Genomic DNA, 18017 nt, shown 5'->3' with positions numbered 1-18017 from the left:
AGGTGAGAGCGCTCAGGCGCCGCGCAGACGCTCCGCGAGGTAGGCGTGCAGCTCGTCGATCGAGACGCGCTCCTGCGCCATGGTGTCGCGGTCGCGCACGGTGACCGCACGGTCGTCGAGAGAGTCGAAGTCGACCGTGACGCAGAACGGGGTGCCGATCTCGTCCTGGCGACGGTAGCGGCGGCCGATGGCACCCGCGTCGTCGAAGTCGACGGCCCACGAGCTGCGGAGGGTGTCGGCGACCTCGCGGGCGAGCGGCGACAGCTTCTCGTTGCGCGACAGCGGCAGCACCGCGGCCTTGACCGGTGCGAGACGCGGGTCGAGCTTGAGCACGGTGCGCACGTCGGTACCGCCCTTGGCGTTGGGCACCTGCTCCTCCACGTAGGCGTCGACCAGGAAGGCCATCATCGCGCGGGTGAGGCCGAACGACGGCTCGATCACGTACGGGGTGTAGCGCTCGCCCGTCGCCTGGTCGAAGTACGTCAGGCTCTGGCCGGATGCCTCGCTGTGGCTGGAGAGGTCGTAGTCGGTGCGGTTGGCGACGCCCATGAGCTCGCCCCACTCCTTGCCCGCGAAGCCGAACTTGTACTCGACGTCGATCGTGCCGGCCGAGTAGTGCGCGCGGTCGTCTTCCGGCACGTCGAACTGACGCATGTTCTCCGGATCGATGCCGAGGTCGATGAACCAGTTCCAGCAGGCCTCGACCCAGTGCTCGAACCACTCCTGGGCCTCAGCCGGCGGCGTGAAGAACTCGATCTCCATCTGCTCGAACTCGCGCGTGCGGAAGATGAAGTTGCCGGGAGTGATCTCGTTGCGGAAGGCCTTGCCGACCTGGCCGATGCCGAACGGAGGCTTCTTGCGGCTCGCGGTGAGCACGTTCGAGAAGTTCACGAAGATGCCCTGCGCGGTCTCGGGGCGCAGGTAGTAGAGGCCGGACTCGTCGTCGACCACGCCGAGATACGTCTTCACCAGACCGGAGAAGGCCTTCGGCTCGGTGTACTGCCCCTTGGTGCCGCAGTTCGGGCAGGGGATGTCGGCCAGACCGTTCTCGGCCTTGCGGCCCTTGCGCGCCTCGAAGTCCTCGATGAGGTTGTCGGCACGGAAGCGCTTGTGGCACTGCAGGCACTCGACCAGCGGGTCGGTGAAGGTCGCGACATGGCCCGACGCCTCCCACACGCGCTTGGGGAGGATGATGCTGGAGTCCAGGCCCACCATGTCGCCGCGACCCCGCACGAAGGTCTGCCACCACTGGCGGCGGATGTTCTCCTTGAGCTCCGTGCCCAGGGGGCCGTAGTCCCAGGCCGACCGGGAACCGCCGTAGATCTCACCCGCTTGGAACACGAACCCGCGGTGGCGGGCGAGGGCGATGACCTTGTCGAGGCGGGACTGTTCGGCCATGGTGGCTCCAATGGTCGGATGCGGGAGGAGAACCCGCGAACACGGGCATCCCATTCTATCCGTCGTTCCCGCGCGCTCCCTGGCCTCCGCGGCCGCGCCGGAGTAGCGTCCTGGGGATGAGCACTGCAGCGCGAACACCGCGGACCCGCGACGACGACACCCGCTTCTTCGGGCAGCCGTGGGCACTGGTGCACATCTTCGGCGTCGAGATGTGGGAGCGCTTCAGCTTCTACGGCATGCAGGGCATCCTGCTCATCTACCTGTACTTCGAGGTGACCGAGGGCGGCCTCGGCATCCCCAAGGCGGTCGCCGGCGGCATCGTTGGCGCCTATGGAGGATCGGTCTACCTGTCGACGATCCTGGGAGCCTGGCTCGCGGATCGCCTCTTCGGCGCCGAGCGGGTGCTGTTCGTCAGCGCGATGGTCATCGTCGCGGGACACCTCGCCCTCGCGCTGCTCCCCGGCGCGGTCGGTGTGGGCGTCGGTCTCGTGCTCGTGGCCGTCGGATCCGGTGGACTCAAGGCGAATGCGTCGTCCGTCGTCGGCACTCTCTACAGCGAAGACGATCCTCGACGCGACGCGGGCTTCTCGCTCTTCTATCTCGGGATCAACCTCGGCGCGTTCCTGGGCCCGATCCTCACCGGCATCCTGCAGTCGTCGCTGGGCTTCCACTGCGGCTTCGGCCTCGCGGCCATCGGCATGACGCTGGGACTCATCCAGTACTCGTTCGGCCGCAAGTCCCTCCCCGCCTCGGCGCGTGAGGTGCCGAATCCGCTCCCGAAGTCCCGGTACCTCCTGGTCGGAGTCATCGCCGGGGCCGCGGTGGTGGTCATCGCCGTCCTGGTGCTGACCGGGGTGATCCGCCCGGACAACCTGGCCGCCCTCGTGATCGGCGTCACGATCATCGCCGCCGTCGCCTACTTCTCGGTGATCCTCGGCAGCCGTCGGATCGACGCCACCGAACGCTCGCGCGTGTGGGCCTTCCTGCCGCTCTTCATCACCAGCGTCGCGTTCTGGTCGCTGTACCAGCAGCAGTTCACGGTGCTGACGATCTACTCCGACCAGCGCCTGGACCGGAACCTGTTCGGCTGGGAGATGCCCGTGTCGTGGGTGCAGTCGATCAACCCGGTCTTCATCATCATCCTGTCGGGCGTCTTCGCGGCGATCTGGACCCGTCTGGGGAAGCGTCAGCCCTCGACGCCGGTCAAGTTCGCCCTGGCGGCGATCATCATGGGGTCGGCGTTCCTGCTCTTCCTGCCGTTCGCCGGTGGCGGGGAGAACTCCACACCGCTGCTCGCGATCGTCGGGATCCTCTTCGTGTTCACCGTGGCGGAGCTGCTCATCTCCCCTGTCGGTCTGTCGGCGGCCACCAAGCTCGCACCGACCGTCTTCCGCACCCAGATGGTCGCGCTGTTCTTCCTGTCGATCGCGCTCGGCACGGCGATCTCAGGCGAGCTCGTGCGGTTCTACAACCCCGACGACGAGGTGCCGTTCTTCTCGATCCTCGGCGGCATCGCGATCGTCGTCGGCATCGGACTGCTGCTCAGCGTGAAGCCCGTGCTGAAGCTGATGCGCGGGGTGCGCTGAGCATCCCCCGCGCATCCCGCATCACGCCGTGAAGAGGTAGCCGCGTTCGGTGTCGTACCCGGCGATCCGGAGGCCGCTGCCGAGCAGGCCCTCCATCTGCGCACGCAGGCGCAGGCGCCACTCGTGGGCGGCCGCAGGATCGGAGACGCGCAGCGCCTCGATGTCGGCCGGGATCTGGAGGGTCTCCACGACCGCGTCGTCGGCCGGGGGCTTGGCGATGTCGGCGAGTGCCCATTCGACGTCGAGTCGGTCGCTCTCGTCGCCCGCGTCACCGCCGCCGAAGATGCCGTAGCGGTTGACCGAGTATCCGGTGGCACGGGCGCCCAGCACCGTGAAGAAGAAGTGCGCGTTGCGCGCCACCAGCGGATCGAACACCCACGTGATGCGGCCGACGTCGCGGGAGAACGCCCACTGTCGCTGATGCTCCTTGAGCTCGCGGCCCCAGCCACGCCCGCGGTACTCGGGCAGCAGGGCGGTGATGTGGGAGTGCATCGCACGTCGGGCCGGCTCGCCGAAGAAGGCGATGGACGCGCCGACCATGCGCTCGTCTTCGCCCTCGCCGTCGAAGAAGCCGACGACGTAGTTGCCCGACTGCTGCAGGGCGCGCAGGGTTCCGGCATCCACCACGCGCTGCGGACCCCTGATGGAGTCGAGCAGGCCCTGGGCGTCGAGGATGAGTTCAACGGTGTCGAGATCACGGATGGTTCGCACGCACCCAGTCTGCCCCTCCTCGGCCCGTTCGAGGAATCCGGCACGAGGATTCGGCGATAGCCTGAGCCGGTGGGTGCGAGCGATGACAGAGCGAGGAAGCGTCTCTCCCGCACTCCTCCCCGTTGGGCGATCGTCGCGGTCCTCGCCTTCGCGGGGCTCTGCTCGTCGTTCATGTTCACGCTGGTCGTGCCGTTGCAGGCCGAGCTGCCCCAGCTGCTGAACGCCTCCCGCGAGGACACCACCTGGGTCGTGACGATCACGCTGCTCGTCGCCGCGGTCGCCACTCCGATCTCCGGCCGGCTCGGCGACATGTACGGCAAGCGTCGAGTCGTGATCGCCCTGCTCGCGATCCTGATCCTCGGGTCCATGATCGCCGCCGTCTCCGGCTCGATCGTCGGCGTGATCATCGGCCGCGCGCTGCAGGGTGCGGTGACCGGCGTCGTCCCACTCGGCATCGCGATCATGCGCGACGTGCTCCCTCCCGAACGGCTGGGCACCGCGGTCGCCCTCATGAGCGCCACGATGGGCGTCGGCGGCGCGATCGGGATGCCCGTGGCTGCACTCCTCGCCCAGAACGCCGACTGGCACATGCTCTTCTGGCTCGCCGCGGCACTCGGTGTCGTCGGCCTCGCCCTGGTGCTGGCGGTGATCCCCGAAGATGTGCTGCGCTCTCCCGGGCGGCTCGACGTGATCGGAGCCATCGGACTCGCGATCGGCCTCACGGGCATCCTGCTCTTCGTCTCGCGGGGTGCGCAATGGGGATGGACGTCTCCCCTGACGCTCACCTGCATCATCGGCGGACTCGTGGTGCTGCTGGTGTGGGGCTGGTATCAGCTGCGCACGAAGGATCCGCTGCTCGACCTGCGTGTCGCCGCCCGCCCCGCGGTGCTGTTCACGAACATCGCCGCGATCGGGATGGGTTTCGCGCTCTTCGCCTCGAACGTCACGTTCCCACAGCTGCTCGAGATGCCGACGATCGGCGGTGCGGGGTTCGGTCTCGACATGCTCGCCGCCTCCCTCGTGATCATGCCGGCCGGTCTCGTGATGATGGTCATCTCGCCCCTCTCCGGCTGGCTCGAGCGCACCGTCGGACCGCGTCCGCTGTTCACGGTCGGTGCCGGCGCGATCGTGCTCGCCTATGTCTTCGTGCTGCTGTGGTCTTCCGAGGTGTGGCACATCTTCGTGGCCAACATCTTCATCGGAGTGGGCATCGGGTTCACGTTCGCGGCCATGCCGATGATCATCATGCGCTCGGTCCCGGCGAACGAGACCGGAGCCTCCAACGGACTGAACGCCCTGTTCCGATCGGTCGGCACATCCAGCGCCTCGGCGGTGATGGGCGGTGTCCTCGCCGCGATGAGCGTCGACGTCGGCGGAGTCGCCGTCCCGACACGCGCTGCCTTCGAGGTGTGCTTCTGGCTCGCCATCGCCGCCGGCATCATCGCGGTGGTGCTGTCGCTGTTCATCCCGAAGCAGCGGAGCTCCGAGCAGCGCCCCTCGCTGCCGGGCTGAGACGCGTCGGCGTCAGCCGGCGATCGTGCGGGGGTCGGGGTCGTCGGCGCGCGGCGGGCGGAGGCGGTCCGGGATCGGCCATGCCAGGACGAACTGCGCAGCAGCCGGACGCGTCATGTCGCCGAAGTCGTCGATCTTCACGACGATTCGACCGGGCGAACCGTCTTCGTCGGGGGTCACCTCGAGGATGCGCACCCGGAGCGGACGGTCGGCCTCGCCGTCCGACAGCGCCTCGCCCTCGAGCATCCAGGGGTCGGCGAGCCAGGCGATGCCGTGCTCCTCGAGTGCCGCTTCGGCGTCGAGCCATTCGGTGGGAACCGACGCGGGGCGTCCGAGCACGTCGACCGCCACCCAGCCCTCACCCTCGGGATGGATCCACCCGAGCAGCTCGCCGTCGTCGCGACGATGCGGGGTCCAGTCAGATCGAGGCATCCCCCGATGCTAGCGGTGCGGGTGAGCTCGCCCGCGTCGACGTCAGTGCGTGTACTCCATGAGTTCGACGCCGAGCACGCGGAAGGCGTCGTGCGCGCGCAGACGGTGGGTGATCGAGAGGTCGTCGAAGCACACGATGAGCGAGTACGCGACACCGGCTCGGGGCCCGGCCAGCACGCCGGCTTCAGCCCTCACTCCGCGATCCCTGCCGGTCTTGTTCACGAACAGCAGGCCGTGCGCATCGTGATCATGTGCGAAAGGGTCGAGGCCGGTGGAGGCCGCGACCAGACTCAGATCCTGGTTGAGGCTGAGCCACTCGGACACCTGTGCGCTGACGGCGACATCGACCACCTGCGAGTTCACGAGGGCGGAGAACAGCCCGGCGAGCTCGCGCGCCGACCCCACGGCCACCTGCGGGGCGTCGTCGGGGCCGCGGCGGTCGCGGAAGCGATCGAGCAGAGCCGTGCGGCGCAGTCCGAGGGACTCGATGCGCTCACGCACGCGATCATGCCCCACCCGCTGCAGCAGGGCGTTCACCGCGATCGGATCGCCCGCGGTCGCCGCCATCACCGCGAGGTCTTCCAGGGGCAGCGCCGGCGCGTGCAGATGCCGCCACAGCCCCGAGGTCTCCACGGCGTCGACACTCTCGCGCTCGACGATCTCGAACGGATCGAGAGCACCGCTCTGGAAGCCCGCAGCGACCTCGATCAAAAGCGGCACCACGCCGAGACCGGCGATCGGCATCGTCACGTGGTCGTCGCCGGCCAGCACATGCACATGGTTGTCGAGGTCGACCACGTGCACCGAGACCTGCGCTCCGGAATCGACCAGCCCCTCCAGCGCACGGAGCGTGGCCGTGAACGAGCGTCGTCCCGCCGCCGCGCGGCGCGGAAGCCGGCGGCTGGTGCGCTGCGAACGGCGCCCAGCACCCGAGGCCTCCTGGGCACCGTCGAGAGACTCGGGGGCCGAGGAGTTGCGGAAGCCTTCACCAGGCTCGAGAGCGCCCACGCTGATCCTTAGGGGGGTGGATGTGCGGGATACCGCGGGAAGGCGATCCCCGGCGGCAGGGCTATCGTAACCCCACCGCCGGGGGATGATTCACAGAGTGCGACGATCTGTCACCAGATGGTCACACGCGACGGCGCAGGCAACCACAGCGCGTCGGACTCGGTCACGCCGAACGCCTCGTAGAAGGCGTCGATGTTGCGCACGATCTGGTTGCAGCGGAACTCGTTGGGCGAGTGCGGGTCGATCGTGAGCAGGCGCAGCGTCTCGGCGTCACGGCTCTTCTGCTGCCACACCTGCGCCCATGACAGCAGCAGGCGCTGCACCCCCGTGTACCCGTCGATGACCGGGGCCTCCTGGCCGTCCAGCGACAGCTCGTATGCTTTCAACGCGATGCCGAGACCGCCGAGGTCGCCGATGTTCTCGCCGATGGTGAGCGCGCCGTTCACGTGGTGCTCGGCGTCGAGGCCCTCCGGGACGAGCGCGTCGTACTGCGCGATGAGCGCCTTGGTGCGCTCCTCGAACGCCGAGCGGTCGGCATCGGTCCACCAGTCCTGCAGGCGTCCATCGCCGTCGTAGCGGCTGCCCTGGTCGTCGAAGCCATGCCCGATCTCGTGACCGATGACCGCGCCGATGCCGCCGTAGTTCGCCGCGGCGTCACGCCCTGCGTCGAAGAACGGGTACTGCAGGATGGCCGCGGGGAAGACGATCTCGTTCATCGACGGGTTGTAGTACGCGTTGACCATCTGCGGCGGCATGTGCCACTCGTCGCGATCGATGGGCTTGCCCACCTTGTCGACGTTGCGGTCGTGCTCGAAGATCGACGCCCGGCGCACGTTGCCGAACAGGTCTCCCCTGTCGATCTCGAGGCTGGAGTAGTCGCGCCACACCTCGGGATGCCCGATCTTCGGGGTGAACGAGTCGAGCTTGGCGAGCGCGCGCTCGCGGGTCTCGGCCGTCATCCACTCGAGGTCGGTGATGCTCCGCCGATACGCCTCGATCAGGTTCGCGACCAGCTCGTCCATGGCGGCCTTCGCCGTCGGCGGGTAGTGCCGCTCGACGTAGACCTTGCCGATGGCCTCGCCGAGCGCCCCCTCGGTGAGCGAGACCCCACGCTTCCAGCGCTCCCGGATCGTCGGCACTCCGGTGAGCTCGGTGCCGTAGAACGAGAAGTTCTCCTGCACGAGGTCGTCGGTCAGGTACGGGGCGGCGGCGTGCACGGCCTTCGCCCGCAGCCAGGCCTTCCAGTCGTCCAGCCGCTCGGGGGTCAGCAGCGAACCGAGCCCCTCGAAGAAGCTGGGCTGCGCGACGACGACCTCGTCGAAAGCGGTGGGGTTCGACGGCGAGACCGCCTCGCGCCACGGAGCCAGGTCGACGCCCGCGAGTGCCTGCAGCTCGTCCCAGGTCTTGAGGTTGTACGTCGCCACGGCGTCACGGCTGCGCACGTTGTCCCAGTGGTGGCCCGCCAACTCGGTCTCGAGAGCGATCGCGCGGTCGGCGTTCGCCGCGGCATCGCCCACGCCGGCCAGGGTCAGCAGACGCTCGAGGTGCGCGCGGTACGCGGTCCTCGTGTCGGCGAAGGTGTCGAGCCGGAAGTAGCTCTCGTCGGGAAGCGACAGACCCGCCTGCACGAGCACGGGGAGGTAGCGCTCGGGGTTGCCGGGGTCGCCGTCGACGTAGAGACCGATGATCGAGGCGCGGCCGTCGCGGTCGTAGGCGCCCACCGTGCGCAGGAACGTCGGAACGTCGGCGATCGCATCGATCTCGGCGAGCGTCTCGGCGAGCGGGGCGACACCGGCGGCATCGATGCGCTCGGTGTCCATGAAGCTCGCGAACAGGTCGCCGATCTTGCGGGCGAGCGTGCCTTCCGCGGCGTCCTGCGACTCCTCGATGATGGCGCGCACATCCTTCTCCGCCTGCTCGGCGAGAAGGTGGAACGAGCCCCAGCGCGCCTTGTCGCCCGGGATCTCGGTACGGGCGAGCCAGGCGCCGTTCACGTGGCGATACAGGTCGTCCTGGGGGCGGATGTCGGAGCTGAACTCATCAAGGGCGAGGCCCACGGGAAGAACGTCAGTCATGCGCTCCAGCCTATGACCCGCCTCCCCCGAACGGCAGGAGCACGTTCATGCGGAATCCCTCGTCGGTGCGCTCGGCGAACACCTCGCCGCCGTGGGCACGGGCGAGGCCGCGGGCGATCGACAGTCCGAGCCCCGCTCCGGAAGCGACACCGCCCTGATCGCCGGCCGAGGTGCGGGCGGCGTCCTCGCGCCAGCCCACGTCGAACATGCGGTCGAGGTCTTCCACCGCCACTCCGGCTCCGTGATCGAGGATGCCGAGCACGAGTCTGTTCCGGTCCGCCTCGGTGGCGGAGATGACGACCTCCGTGCCGCGTGGCGCGTGCCGGATCGCGTTCGTCAGCAGATTGACGATGATGCGCCCGAGCTGATGCGGATCGGCCCAGAGCACGTGCCCACCCACCCCGCGCTCGACGATGCGCACGTCGTGTGCGGCAGCCGCGACCGCGACGTCGGCGACCGCGTCGGAGACCACATCGAGCAGCTCGACCTGCTGCGTCTGCAGCTGCACGGCGCCGGATGTCAGCTTCGACAGCTCGAACAGCTCGTCGACCATGCGGCTCATCGTCTCCACCTGCGCCCGCACCTGCCCGGCGAAGCGCTCCGGTGCGTCGGCAGCCCCGTCCTCGATCGACTCGGCGAGCGCGCGCACCGCCGTCAGGGGAGTGCGGAGGTCGTGAGAGATCCAGGCGAAGAAGCGCCGCCGGGCCGAATCGAGACGCTCCAGCTCGGCGTTGGCGGCATCCACCTTCGCCGAGACCTCGGCCAGCTGCATCGACAGGCCGTCCAGTTCGCGGGATCCGCCGGCTCCCGCGACGATCACTCCGCCGCGGCCCATCTCCTCGAGCGATGCCGAGAAACGGTCGAACGACGCCCTCATCGCTCTCGCCGCGACCCAGGCGGTCGCCAGCCCCAGGACGAGGGACACCCCGATCACGGCGAGCAGCACCGTGAGGTCGTGTGTGGAGATGTACATCTCCACCGCGATCGCGACGACCGAAGCCGCCATCGTGACGACCCCTGCGCTGGCGACCAGCATGAGCTGCGCACGGACCGACCGGCGCCGGAGCTTTCGCAACAGGGCGAGGGTGAGCGCCGCGACGACCACGGCCGCCAGCAGGCACGTCAGCACGATCAGCAGCACATCGGGTGCGGCGAGCACGATCATGATCGGTCCCCGTCGGTCGAGAACCGGTAGCCGACGCCCCACTCCGTGCGCAGGTGGACGGGGTCGCGCGGATCCTGTTCGATCTTCTCCCGGAGCCGGCGCACATGCACCGTGACGGTCGATGCCTCGCCGAAGCTCCACCCCCACGCCTCGCGCAGGATCTCCTCCCGCCCGAGTGCTCGCCCCTCGTTGCGCGCGAGGAAGAGCAGCAGATCGTACTCCCGGCCGGTGAGGGCGATCTCCTCGCCACGCACCCAGACACGGCGACGCAGCGGATCGATCGCGAACACTCCGGCGCGCACCTCGCCCGCCGCGGCCTGGACGGCCTGCGCGCGGCGGACCAGGGCGCCGACGCGCATCGACAGCTCCCGCAGCGAGAAGGGCTTGGCAAGGTAGTCGTCGACGCCGAACTCGAACCCTTCGATGCGGTCGTCCACCTGCCCGAGAGCGGTCAGCATCATGATCGGCACATCGGAGAACGAGCGCAGGTCGCGGCAGAGCTCGTCCCCGCTGATCCCCGGCAGCATGCGGTCGACGATCACCACGTCCGGCGTCCTCTCGCGCAGGGCTGTGCGCGCCGAGACACCGTCTCCGAAACTCGACACCTCGTAGCCGTTGGCCCGCAGGTACGCGCCGACGGCCGCTCTGACGGTGGGGTCGTCCTCGACGACCACCACCTCGGTCGTCTGCTGCCCGGGTGCCTCCTGCCCCCTGGGGGTCTCCTGCTGCATGGGGTCGACACTAGTCGCGGGCTCAGCGCCGTCGGGCGGTTCCTTACGGTTCTGAAAGGTCTCCCCCATCGCCCTCCGCGCGTTCGTAGCGTTCTTCGAAGTGCGATCCGCCGCGGCCTCCGTCGCTCCGGACACACAGTCGCACACACCGTGAACAGGAGAACCTCATGCGCAAGACCGCCTTCGCCGCCACCGCGGCCGTCACCCTCGCTCTCGCCCTCGCGGCGTGCAGCTCCCCCGCCACCACCGAGGACACCAAGCCCTCGTCGTCGGCGTCGCAGAGCGCGGATCCCGGCACGTCGACGACCGAGATGAAGATGTCCGAGAAGACCGGCACTTTCATGGGTCTGAACGAGAAGAAGGTTTCGGGCACCGTGACCGTGTCCGACGACGAGATCGCCCTGTCCGGGTTCTCCTCCGACGAGGGACCCGACCTGCACGTCTACCTCACGAACGGCACCGACGAGGCCGCGGTCTCCGCCGGCATGCTCGTCGATGCGGTCTCGTTCGACACCACGACGCAGACCTTCGCCCTCGACGGCATCGACACGTCCGAGTACTCCTACGTCGTGATCCACTGCGACAAGGCGAAGGCCGTGTTCGGGGCAGCCGAGCTCTCATGAGCGGAGCGCGGCCGGCACGCGCCCTGGTCCTCTCGCTGCTCGGCGGCGGGGCCAGGGTGGCGGTCGGGGTGCTCTGGCTGATCGAGGGCATCCTCAAGTACCGCGCGGGGTTCGGGGCGGCCGACATCGAGCTGGTGGCACAGAGCACGGAGGGGAACCCTCGGGTGCCGTGGTTCTTCGCCCCGCTCGGGTCGTTCATGGGGACGGCGCCCGAGCTGTTCGGCGTGGTGATGCCCGCCCTCGAGGTCGCCCTCGGCGTGCTGCTGGTCGCGGGCCTGCTGACCAGGATCACCGCCTTCCTGTCGATCGGAACACTGATGCTCTACTGGAGCGCCGATCAGCTGATCGCCCAGTATCCGGCGATGGTCATGCTCTCCGCCGTCGTGCTCCTCGTCCCGGCCGCTGCACGGCTCGGAGTGGATGGATGGCTTCGTGCGCGTCGCGCACAAGGCACCGAGACGGCTTCAGGCCTGTGGGAGGGCTGAAGCGACGGGAGGGCTGAACCTGCCGAGAGGGGACCGGATCGCGTCGCGGAGGGGCGGGCGTCCGGGTCAGTCGCGTCGTCGCGCGCGGAAGCGTCGGCGACGCGGCTGCTCGGCAGGGGCGGGGGCCGGGCGTGCGGCACGGCGCTCGGCCCAGGCGGCCACCTCGTGATCCACGTCACGGAGGGGTGTCACGACCGGCGGACCGCCCTGAAGCTGGCGACGCGCCTCCCGCACGCGACGGTTGAAGTCCTCCAGCACGTCGCGCACATCGGACTCGCGCCCGAGCAGGTCGAGCTGGTCGTCCAACTCCCTGTCCTCGGTGCGCAGCAGGATCGCGGGCGGCCCGAGGCCGGTCAGGTTCTCGGTCTGGATCTTGCGGCGGATCCACCAGTCGGGATCGTGGTGGGTCCCGAGCCCTTCGAGAGGCTTGCCCGCGCCGGGGAGATCGTCGAACTCTCCGCGACGGATCGCCACCTGGATCGCCGTCTCGATGAACGCCGCAGGATCGACGGCAGCGGCGAAACCCGGTGCGGCCCCCGACTCCTCGCTCGCGTCGCCGTCCGCGCTCCCGTCGGCGTCCGCACGCTCGCTCCTGCGTGCGAGGTACCGCGCCGCCGCGTCTCTGGGGTCCGTCATGATGCACCTCCGTGACATCCGGGTCTCCTTCACCCTACGTCCATGGCAGCGGGCGAGGTCGGCGCCAGGTCATAGGCTCGGAGGATGACCGCGCGCGCCTCCCTCAACCGAGAGATCCTGAGGCTGGCTATCCCCGCTCTCGGCGCGCTGATCGCGGAGCCCGCGTTCCTGATCGTGGATGCCGCGCTCGTCGGGCACCTCGGGACCACACCGCTCGCCGGGCTCGGCATCGCAGGAGCCGTGCTCCAGACGATCGTGGGACTCATGGTCTTCCTCGCCTACTCCACGACGCCGGCCGTCGCCCGGCGCTTCGGAGCGGGGCAGCCGGGAGAGGCCGTCTCGGTGGGAGTCAACGGCATGTGGCTGGCCCTCGGGCTCGGCGCCGTGCTCGCGGTCATCGGAGCGGTCTCCTCGCCGTGGCTGGTCTCGCTGTTCGGTGCCAGCGAAGCCGTGGCCGCCCAGGCGAACGAGTACCTCGTGATCTCGATGTGGGGTCTTCCCGCCATGCTCATCGTGTTCGCCGCGACCGGACTCCTGCGCGGAATGCAGGACACCATGACGCCGCTGTGGATCGCGGGCCTCGGGTTCGGCGCGAACGCCCTGCTCAACTGGCTCTTCATCTACGGACTCGGCTGGGGCATCGCGGGCTCCGCCGCCGGCACCGTGACCGCGCAATGGGGGATGGTCGCCGCCTACGTGCTGGTCGTCCGTCGTCTCGCCACCCGGCACAGCGCCTCGCTGCGCGCACAGGGCGCGGGTCTTCGCAGCACCGCGACATCGGGCGGCTGGCTGTTCCTGCGCACCGTGAGCCTGCGCGTCGCACTGCTCGCGACCGTGGGCGTCGCCACCGGAATCGGCACGGACGAGCTGGCCGGATGGCAGATCGTCTTCACGATCTTCTCGGCCGCCGCGTTCGCGCTCGACGCCCTCGCGATCGCAGCGCAAGCGCTCATCGGCAAGGAACTCGGAGCCGGAGACGAGCAGCAGGTGCACCGTGTGCTGGCCCGCACCGTCGCTTGGGGCGCATGGTTCGGCGTGATCGTCGGCGCGCTGATCGCCGCGCTGTCGGGGGTGCTCGGCATCGTCTTCACCGGATCAGCGGAGATCGCCTCCCTCGTGCAACCGGCGCTGCTCGTGCTCGCCGTCGCCCAGCCGATCGCCGGTGTGGTCTTCGTGCTCGACGGGGTGCTCATGGGCGCGAACGACGCCCGATACCTCGCGATCGCCGGCGGCCTGAACCTCGTGCCGTTCCTCCCCGCCCTGTGGATCGTCACGGCGACGGGGGTCGACGGCACTGCGGGACTCGTCTGGCTCGCGGTCGCCTTCTTCGGCGTGTACCTGCTCGCGCGACTCGGGACTCTGGGTTGGCGGGTGCGCTCGGGGCGCTGGCTCTCCGCCACAGCCTGACACTGCACCGAACCCGGCGATCACGACTTCTCCACAACGCCCGGAATCCGCGGAATACTACGTCTCCGACCCCTGGCGCCCTCGACGAGGATCGAGGGACACTGAAGGGATGTTGGGGATGACGGAGCCACAGGTATGGACTCTGATCGGCGTCTTCGCCGCGGGGATGTTCGGCACGATCACACTGATCTCGACGATGTTCCTGCGCACGATGCAGAACGGGTTCGATGGCGTGCGCACGGAGATGCGGAACGAGTTCGCGAGCGTGCGCACCGAGTTCCGGAGCGAGTTCGCGAGCGTGCGCACCGAGACGGGCAGCGAGTTCGCCGGCGTGCGCACGGAGATCCGGGCGGTGCATGAGCGCATGGATCATCTCGATCGCGACGTGAGCGCGATCTATCGCCACATCTTCGGCATCGACCGCGGCTGACCGATCACACGAGCCGGGTTCAGGCCGCGTGTCTCCGGCACCACTCGTACATGATCACGGCGGCCGCGGCGCTGGCGTTGATCGAGCGCGTGGATCCGTACTGGGTGATCTCGATGTGGGCGGACGCAGCGGCGAGCGCCTCGGCCGAGAGGCCGGGACCCTCCTGCCCGAACAGCAGCACGCAGCGCTGCGGCAGATCGGCCTTGTCGACGGGTACCGCTCCCTCGACGTTGTCGACCGCGATGATCGGGACTCCTTCGGCCGCAGCCCAGGCGGCGAACGTCTCGACGTCTTCGTGGTGCACGACGTGCTGGTAGCGGTCGGTGACCATCGCACCGCGCTTGTTCCAGCGGCGGCGACCGATGATGTGCACGGTGTCGGCGAGGAAAGCATTGGCGCTGCGCACGATCGACCCGATGTTCATGTCGTGCTGCCAGTTCTCGATCGCGACGTGGAACGGATGCCGCCGGGTGTCGAGGTCGGCGACGATCGCCTCCATCCGCCAGTAGCGGTAGCGGTCGATCACGTTGCGGGTGTCCCCCGCCGCCAGGAGCTCAGGGTCGTACTGCTCGCCCTCCGGCCAGGCCGTCTCGCCTCCGGGCCACGGGCCCACGCCGTACCCGGGTTGGGCGATCGATCCTGTGCTCGCGTCATCCATCCCGCCAGGCTAGCGCCGCCACACGTCCGGGGATATTTAGGTCCACCGAAAAATACGCTACGGTTTCGGTGTGCCTAAAAATGCTTCCGCTCCGATGACGAACCCGACCGTTCCCCCGGCCAGGGCTCCGCGCAGTCTGTGGCTGCTCGGGCCGGCCCTCGTCGCGGGCGTCGCTTACCTGGACCCCGGCAACGTCGCCAGCAACATGACCGCGGGGGCGCAGTACGGCTACCTGCTGGTGTGGGTCGTGGTCGCGGGCAACGTGATGGCCTGGCTGATCCAGTACCTGTCGGCCAAGCTCGGGGTCGTCACCGGGCAGAGCCTCCCGGAGCTGCTGGGCTCACGGCTCACGCGCCCCTGGGCCCGCCGTGCATACTGGCTGCAGGCGGAGCTGGTCGCGATGGCGACCGACCTGGCCGAGGTCATCGGAGGCGCGGTCGCCCTCAACCTGCTGTTCGACGTGCCGCTGCTGCTCGGCGGCCTCATCACCGGCGCGGTCTCGATGATCCTGCTCACGGTGCAGAGCCGTCGCGGTGCCCGTCCGTTCGAGTTCGTCATCATCGCGCTCATGGCGATCATCACGATCGGCTTCGTCGCAGGCGTGTTCGTCGCGCCCCCCGACCCGGCGGGCGTCATCGGCGGCATGGTGCCCCGGTTCGAAGACACCGGCTCGGTCCTGCTCGCCGCCTCCATCCTCGGCGCGACGATCATGCCGCATGCGATCTACGCACACTCCTCCCTGGCCCGCGACCGCTTCGGCGCCGCGACCGACCACATCGGCGACGAGGCCGTGCGCACCGAGGCGTCGCGCATCCGCCGCCTGCTCACGGCCACCCGCTGGGACGTGTCGATCGCCATGGTGGTCGCCGGCTCCGTGAACCTGTGCATCCTGTTGCTCGCCGCCGCGAACCTCGCGGGAGTCGAGGGCACCGACTCCCTGGAGGGCGCGCACGCCGCGCTCGCTGCCGGACTCGGGCCGGTCGTGGCGACCTTCTTCGCCGTGGGTCTGCTCGCCTCAGGGCTGGCGTCGACCTCGGTGGGCGCCTACGCCGGGGCGGAGATCATGCACGGCCTGCTGCATGTGCGCATCCCCCTGCTCGCCCGTCGACTGGTCACGTTGATCCCGGCGCTCGTGATCCTCGGCATCGGCTTCGACCCGACGCTCGCGCTGGTCCTCAGCCAGGTGGTGCTGTCGTTCGGGATCCCGTTCGCACTGATCCCCCTGGTCGCCCTGACCGCGCAGCGACGCACCCTCGGCTCCTGGGTGAACAGCCGCTGGACGACGGCGGCAGGTGTGATCGCCTCCGTGCTCCTGATCGCGCTCAACGGCGCCCTGCTCTGGCTGGTGCTGACGGGCGCCTGAGCCCGGATAGGCTCGACACATGTCTGCCGAGAACGCCCGCCGCAACGTCCGCATCCTCACCTGGACCGGCTTCGCGACGGGCGTGATCGGCGCCGTGCTGATCGCTTTCCCGAAGGTCATCGACCTCGCGAGCCCGTGGGTGCAGCTCGCCCTCGGAATCGCCACGCTCGTGCTGGCGTTCCGGGCACGCAAGATCGGCATGGCCGACATCGAGGACTTCGACGGCCGCCTGTCTCTGGCCGCCGCGCTCCTCGGGTTCCTCGTCGTTTTCTTCGCGGGTCAGGCCGCGTTCGGCATCCTGGTCGCCGTCGCGAACTGACCCGCGCTGACGGCACTACGCCGTGACGAATCCCGTCACCAGGTAGAGCACGAACGACAATCCGGCCGCGATCCCCGCGTAGGGCAGGATCGCGAGCATCAGATTGATCGGCTTGATGCCGATCGACCGCGACGCGAGGATGATGCCGTCGCCGTACAGGCACGTGGTGCTGCCGAGCGCCGCACCGGAGAACACGGCGGCACCCGCGAGGATCGGATCCGCTCCGAGCGCGATCGCGAGAGGGAGGACGACCGGGGTGATGACGGCGGCCAGGTCCCAGAACGATCCCGTCGCGTAGGCGTAGACGCCGCACACCGCGAACACGATCGCCGGCAGCAGGGCCGGAGTGAGCACGGGCTCGGTGACCTGGATCACGAACTCCGCCAGCTGCAGGGTGATGTTCATCTCCTGCACCATGAACGCGAGCACGGTGAGCACCATCACGAACAGCATGCTCTCGATGCCCTCGAGCGCGGCGTCCAGCACCCCGCGGATGCGGAGTCGGCGCTGCACGAGCACGATCACGATCGTCACCGCGAGAGACGCGGCGGTGCCGGCGACCACGTTGGCGTTCGTCGCGATCGTCACTCCGACGAGCACGGCCATGGCGATCAGGAATCCCCACGGCTGCGGCTTTCTCCCGGTCTCGGTCGACGTCGCGAGGGCTGTCGCCACCCGCTGCGCGGTCGAGCCGTCCGGGTCGTCCGCCTTCAGCTCGGCGAGGAGAGCCGCCCCCTCGGCCCTGCGCTCCTCGTCGGTCGTGCCGACCGGGAAGACGTCGCCATCGCGCTCGGCACGGATCGCATCGCGCTTGATCGCGCCGAACCTCGGCAGCCAGCCGACGCTCATCAGGAGGGCGACGGCCAGGGCTGCCCAGCCGAAGAAGATGAACGGGATCGCCTGCAGGTACGCCCCGAAGCCGGTGCCGCCGACGGTCACCCCCTGCGCCTCGAAGAGCCCGGAGAAGAACAGAGCCCACGTCGAGACGGGGATGAGGACGGCGATCGGCGCGGCCGTCATCTTCATGATCGCGCCGAGCTGGGTGCGCGGAACCCGGTAGCGGTCGGTGACCCGCTTCATCGATGTGCCGGTGGTGAGCACGTTGAGGTAGTCGTCGACGAACAGCACGATCGAGAGCAGGAAGGTCAGCACCAGCGACTTGCGCCGGGAGGTGACGAACCGCTCGGCCCAGTCGGCGAAATCGGTGACGATGCCCGACTTCTCGAACAGCATCATCAGCATGCCGAACAGCGCGACGATCAGCAGCAGCCACTGCGCCGTCTCGTTGGAGAGGGCTGTGCCGGTGTACTCGACCCAGACGTCGAAGCCGCCCCAGCCGCCGAGGATCAGCGCCCCGGCGACGGTGCCGCAGAAGAGGGCGAACAGGGTGCGTCTGGTGGCGACCGCGACGATCAGGATCACCACGATGGGCAGGAGCGCGAGAGCGCCGAATTCGGGCATGGGGGTCACCTCAGTGT

The 18017-nt window shown here is 69.1% G+C and carries 18 protein-coding genes; 8 read left to right on the top strand and 10 right to left on the bottom strand.

Annotation, left to right across the window (positions count from 1 at the left end; all coding sequences use genetic code 11):
* Nucleotides 1-12: 12 nt before the first annotated feature.
* A complete protein-coding gene (locus HDC31_RS01635) occupies nt 13-1398 on the bottom strand; it encodes a glycine--tRNA ligase (protein ID WP_046747479.1) in 1386 nt (461 codons plus the stop codon).
* A gap of 116 nt (nt 1399-1514) precedes the next feature.
* Here HDC31_RS01635 and HDC31_RS01630 point away from each other — a divergent pair, with 116 nt between their 5' ends.
* Nucleotides 1515-2984, top strand: a complete 1470-nt coding sequence (locus HDC31_RS01630; protein WP_179515759.1) for a peptide MFS transporter — start codon at nt 1515-1517, stop codon at nt 2982-2984.
* 21 nt (nt 2985-3005) lie between these two features.
* Here HDC31_RS01630 and HDC31_RS01625 read toward each other — a convergent pair whose 3' ends face one another.
* Nucleotides 3006-3695, bottom strand: a complete 690-nt coding sequence (locus HDC31_RS01625) for a GNAT family N-acetyltransferase (RefSeq protein WP_046747477.1) — start codon at nt 3693-3695, stop codon at nt 3006-3008.
* 69 nt (nt 3696-3764) lie between these two features.
* On the opposite strand from HDC31_RS01625, the gene HDC31_RS01620 reads away from it, so the two are divergent.
* Entirely contained in the window at nt 3765-5207 is a 1443-nt protein-coding gene (locus HDC31_RS01620; protein WP_179515758.1) for an MFS transporter, read from the top strand.
* 12 nt (nt 5208-5219) lie between these two features.
* On the opposite strand, the gene HDC31_RS01615 is transcribed toward HDC31_RS01620, so the two are convergent.
* From HDC31_RS01615 to HDC31_RS01595, 5 genes are all read right to left on the bottom strand, one after another.
* On the bottom strand, nt 5220-5639 hold the full coding sequence (locus tag HDC31_RS01615; protein ID WP_046747476.1) for a hypothetical protein: 420 nt from the start codon (nt 5637-5639) through the stop codon (nt 5220-5222).
* Between the two features lie 42 nt (nt 5640-5681).
* Entirely contained in the window at nt 5682-6647 is a 966-nt protein-coding gene (locus tag HDC31_RS01610) for a serine hydrolase (RefSeq protein WP_046747475.1), read from the bottom strand.
* A 110-nt stretch (nt 6648-6757) separates the two neighbouring features.
* On the bottom strand, nt 6758-8722 hold the full coding sequence (locus HDC31_RS01605) for a M13 family metallopeptidase (RefSeq protein ID WP_113680643.1): 1965 nt from the start codon (nt 8720-8722) through the stop codon (nt 6758-6760).
* A 10-nt stretch (nt 8723-8732) separates the two neighbouring features.
* A complete protein-coding gene (locus tag HDC31_RS01600) occupies nt 8733-9887 on the bottom strand; it encodes a sensor histidine kinase KdpD (RefSeq protein ID WP_113680644.1) in 1155 nt (384 codons plus the stop codon).
* Nucleotides 9884-10618 (bottom strand): response regulator transcription factor, encoded by a 735-nt coding sequence (locus tag HDC31_RS01595; protein ID WP_058631705.1) that lies wholly within the window; start codon nt 10616-10618, stop codon nt 9884-9886. Before HDC31_RS01595 ends, HDC31_RS01600 begins: the two co-directional genes overlap by 4 nt.
* Nucleotides 10619-10785: 167 nt before the next feature.
* On the opposite strand from HDC31_RS01595, the gene HDC31_RS01590 reads away from it, so the two are divergent.
* A complete protein-coding gene (locus HDC31_RS01590; RefSeq protein WP_113680645.1) occupies nt 10786-11241 on the top strand; it encodes a DM13 domain-containing protein in 456 nt (151 codons plus the stop codon).
* Nucleotides 11238-11726: a DoxX family membrane protein gene (locus tag HDC31_RS01585; protein ID WP_113680646.1), complete on the top strand. Its 489-nt coding sequence runs from the start codon at nt 11238-11240 to the stop codon at nt 11724-11726. The genes HDC31_RS01590 and HDC31_RS01585 overlap by 4 nt, the downstream gene beginning before the upstream one ends.
* Before the next feature lie 66 nt (nt 11727-11792).
* Here the strand turns inward: HDC31_RS01585 and HDC31_RS01580 are convergent, their stop codons facing one another.
* Complete coding sequence (locus HDC31_RS01580) at nt 11793-12362, bottom strand: DUF1992 domain-containing protein (protein ID WP_061017836.1); 570 nt, start codon at nt 12360-12362, stop codon at nt 11793-11795.
* 84 nt (nt 12363-12446) lie between these two features.
* On the opposite strand from HDC31_RS01580, the gene HDC31_RS01575 reads away from it, so the two are divergent.
* Both HDC31_RS01575 and HDC31_RS01570 read left to right on the top strand, forming a co-directional pair.
* Complete coding sequence (locus HDC31_RS01575) at nt 12447-13769, top strand: MATE family efflux transporter (RefSeq protein ID WP_058631709.1); 1323 nt, start codon at nt 12447-12449, stop codon at nt 13767-13769.
* A 118-nt stretch (nt 13770-13887) separates the two neighbouring features.
* Nucleotides 13888-14199: a hypothetical protein gene (locus HDC31_RS01570; protein ID WP_113680365.1), complete on the top strand. Its 312-nt coding sequence runs from the start codon at nt 13888-13890 to the stop codon at nt 14197-14199.
* A gap of 19 nt (nt 14200-14218) precedes the next feature.
* On the opposite strand, the gene HDC31_RS01565 is transcribed toward HDC31_RS01570, so the two are convergent.
* A complete protein-coding gene (locus HDC31_RS01565; protein WP_113680366.1) occupies nt 14219-14857 on the bottom strand; it encodes a TrmH family RNA methyltransferase in 639 nt (212 codons plus the stop codon).
* Nucleotides 14858-14951: 94 nt separating this feature from the next.
* Between HDC31_RS01565 and HDC31_RS01560 the strand changes: the two genes are divergently transcribed.
* Both HDC31_RS01560 and HDC31_RS01555 read left to right on the top strand, forming a co-directional pair.
* Nucleotides 14952-16220 (top strand): Nramp family divalent metal transporter, encoded by a 1269-nt coding sequence (locus tag HDC31_RS01560; protein WP_113680367.1) that lies wholly within the window; start codon nt 14952-14954, stop codon nt 16218-16220.
* A 19-nt stretch (nt 16221-16239) separates the two neighbouring features.
* The gene (locus tag HDC31_RS01555) at nt 16240-16539 is read left to right on the top strand and encodes a hypothetical protein (protein WP_046747465.1); all 300 of its coding nucleotides are present in this window, start codon (nt 16240-16242) and stop codon (nt 16537-16539) included.
* A 15-nt stretch (nt 16540-16554) separates the two neighbouring features.
* Here HDC31_RS01555 and HDC31_RS01550 read toward each other — a convergent pair whose 3' ends face one another.
* Entirely contained in the window at nt 16555-18000 is a 1446-nt protein-coding gene (locus tag HDC31_RS01550) for a Na+/H+ antiporter NhaC family protein (protein WP_046747464.1), read from the bottom strand.
* Nucleotides 18001-18017 lie beyond the last annotated feature (17 nt).

The organism is Microbacterium sp. JAI119, from assembly GCF_013410135.1.
Classification (GTDB): Bacteria; Actinomycetota; Actinomycetes; order Actinomycetales; family Microbacteriaceae; genus Microbacterium; species Microbacterium oxydans.
This window is presented reverse-complemented; position numbering and strand designations above follow the sequence as displayed.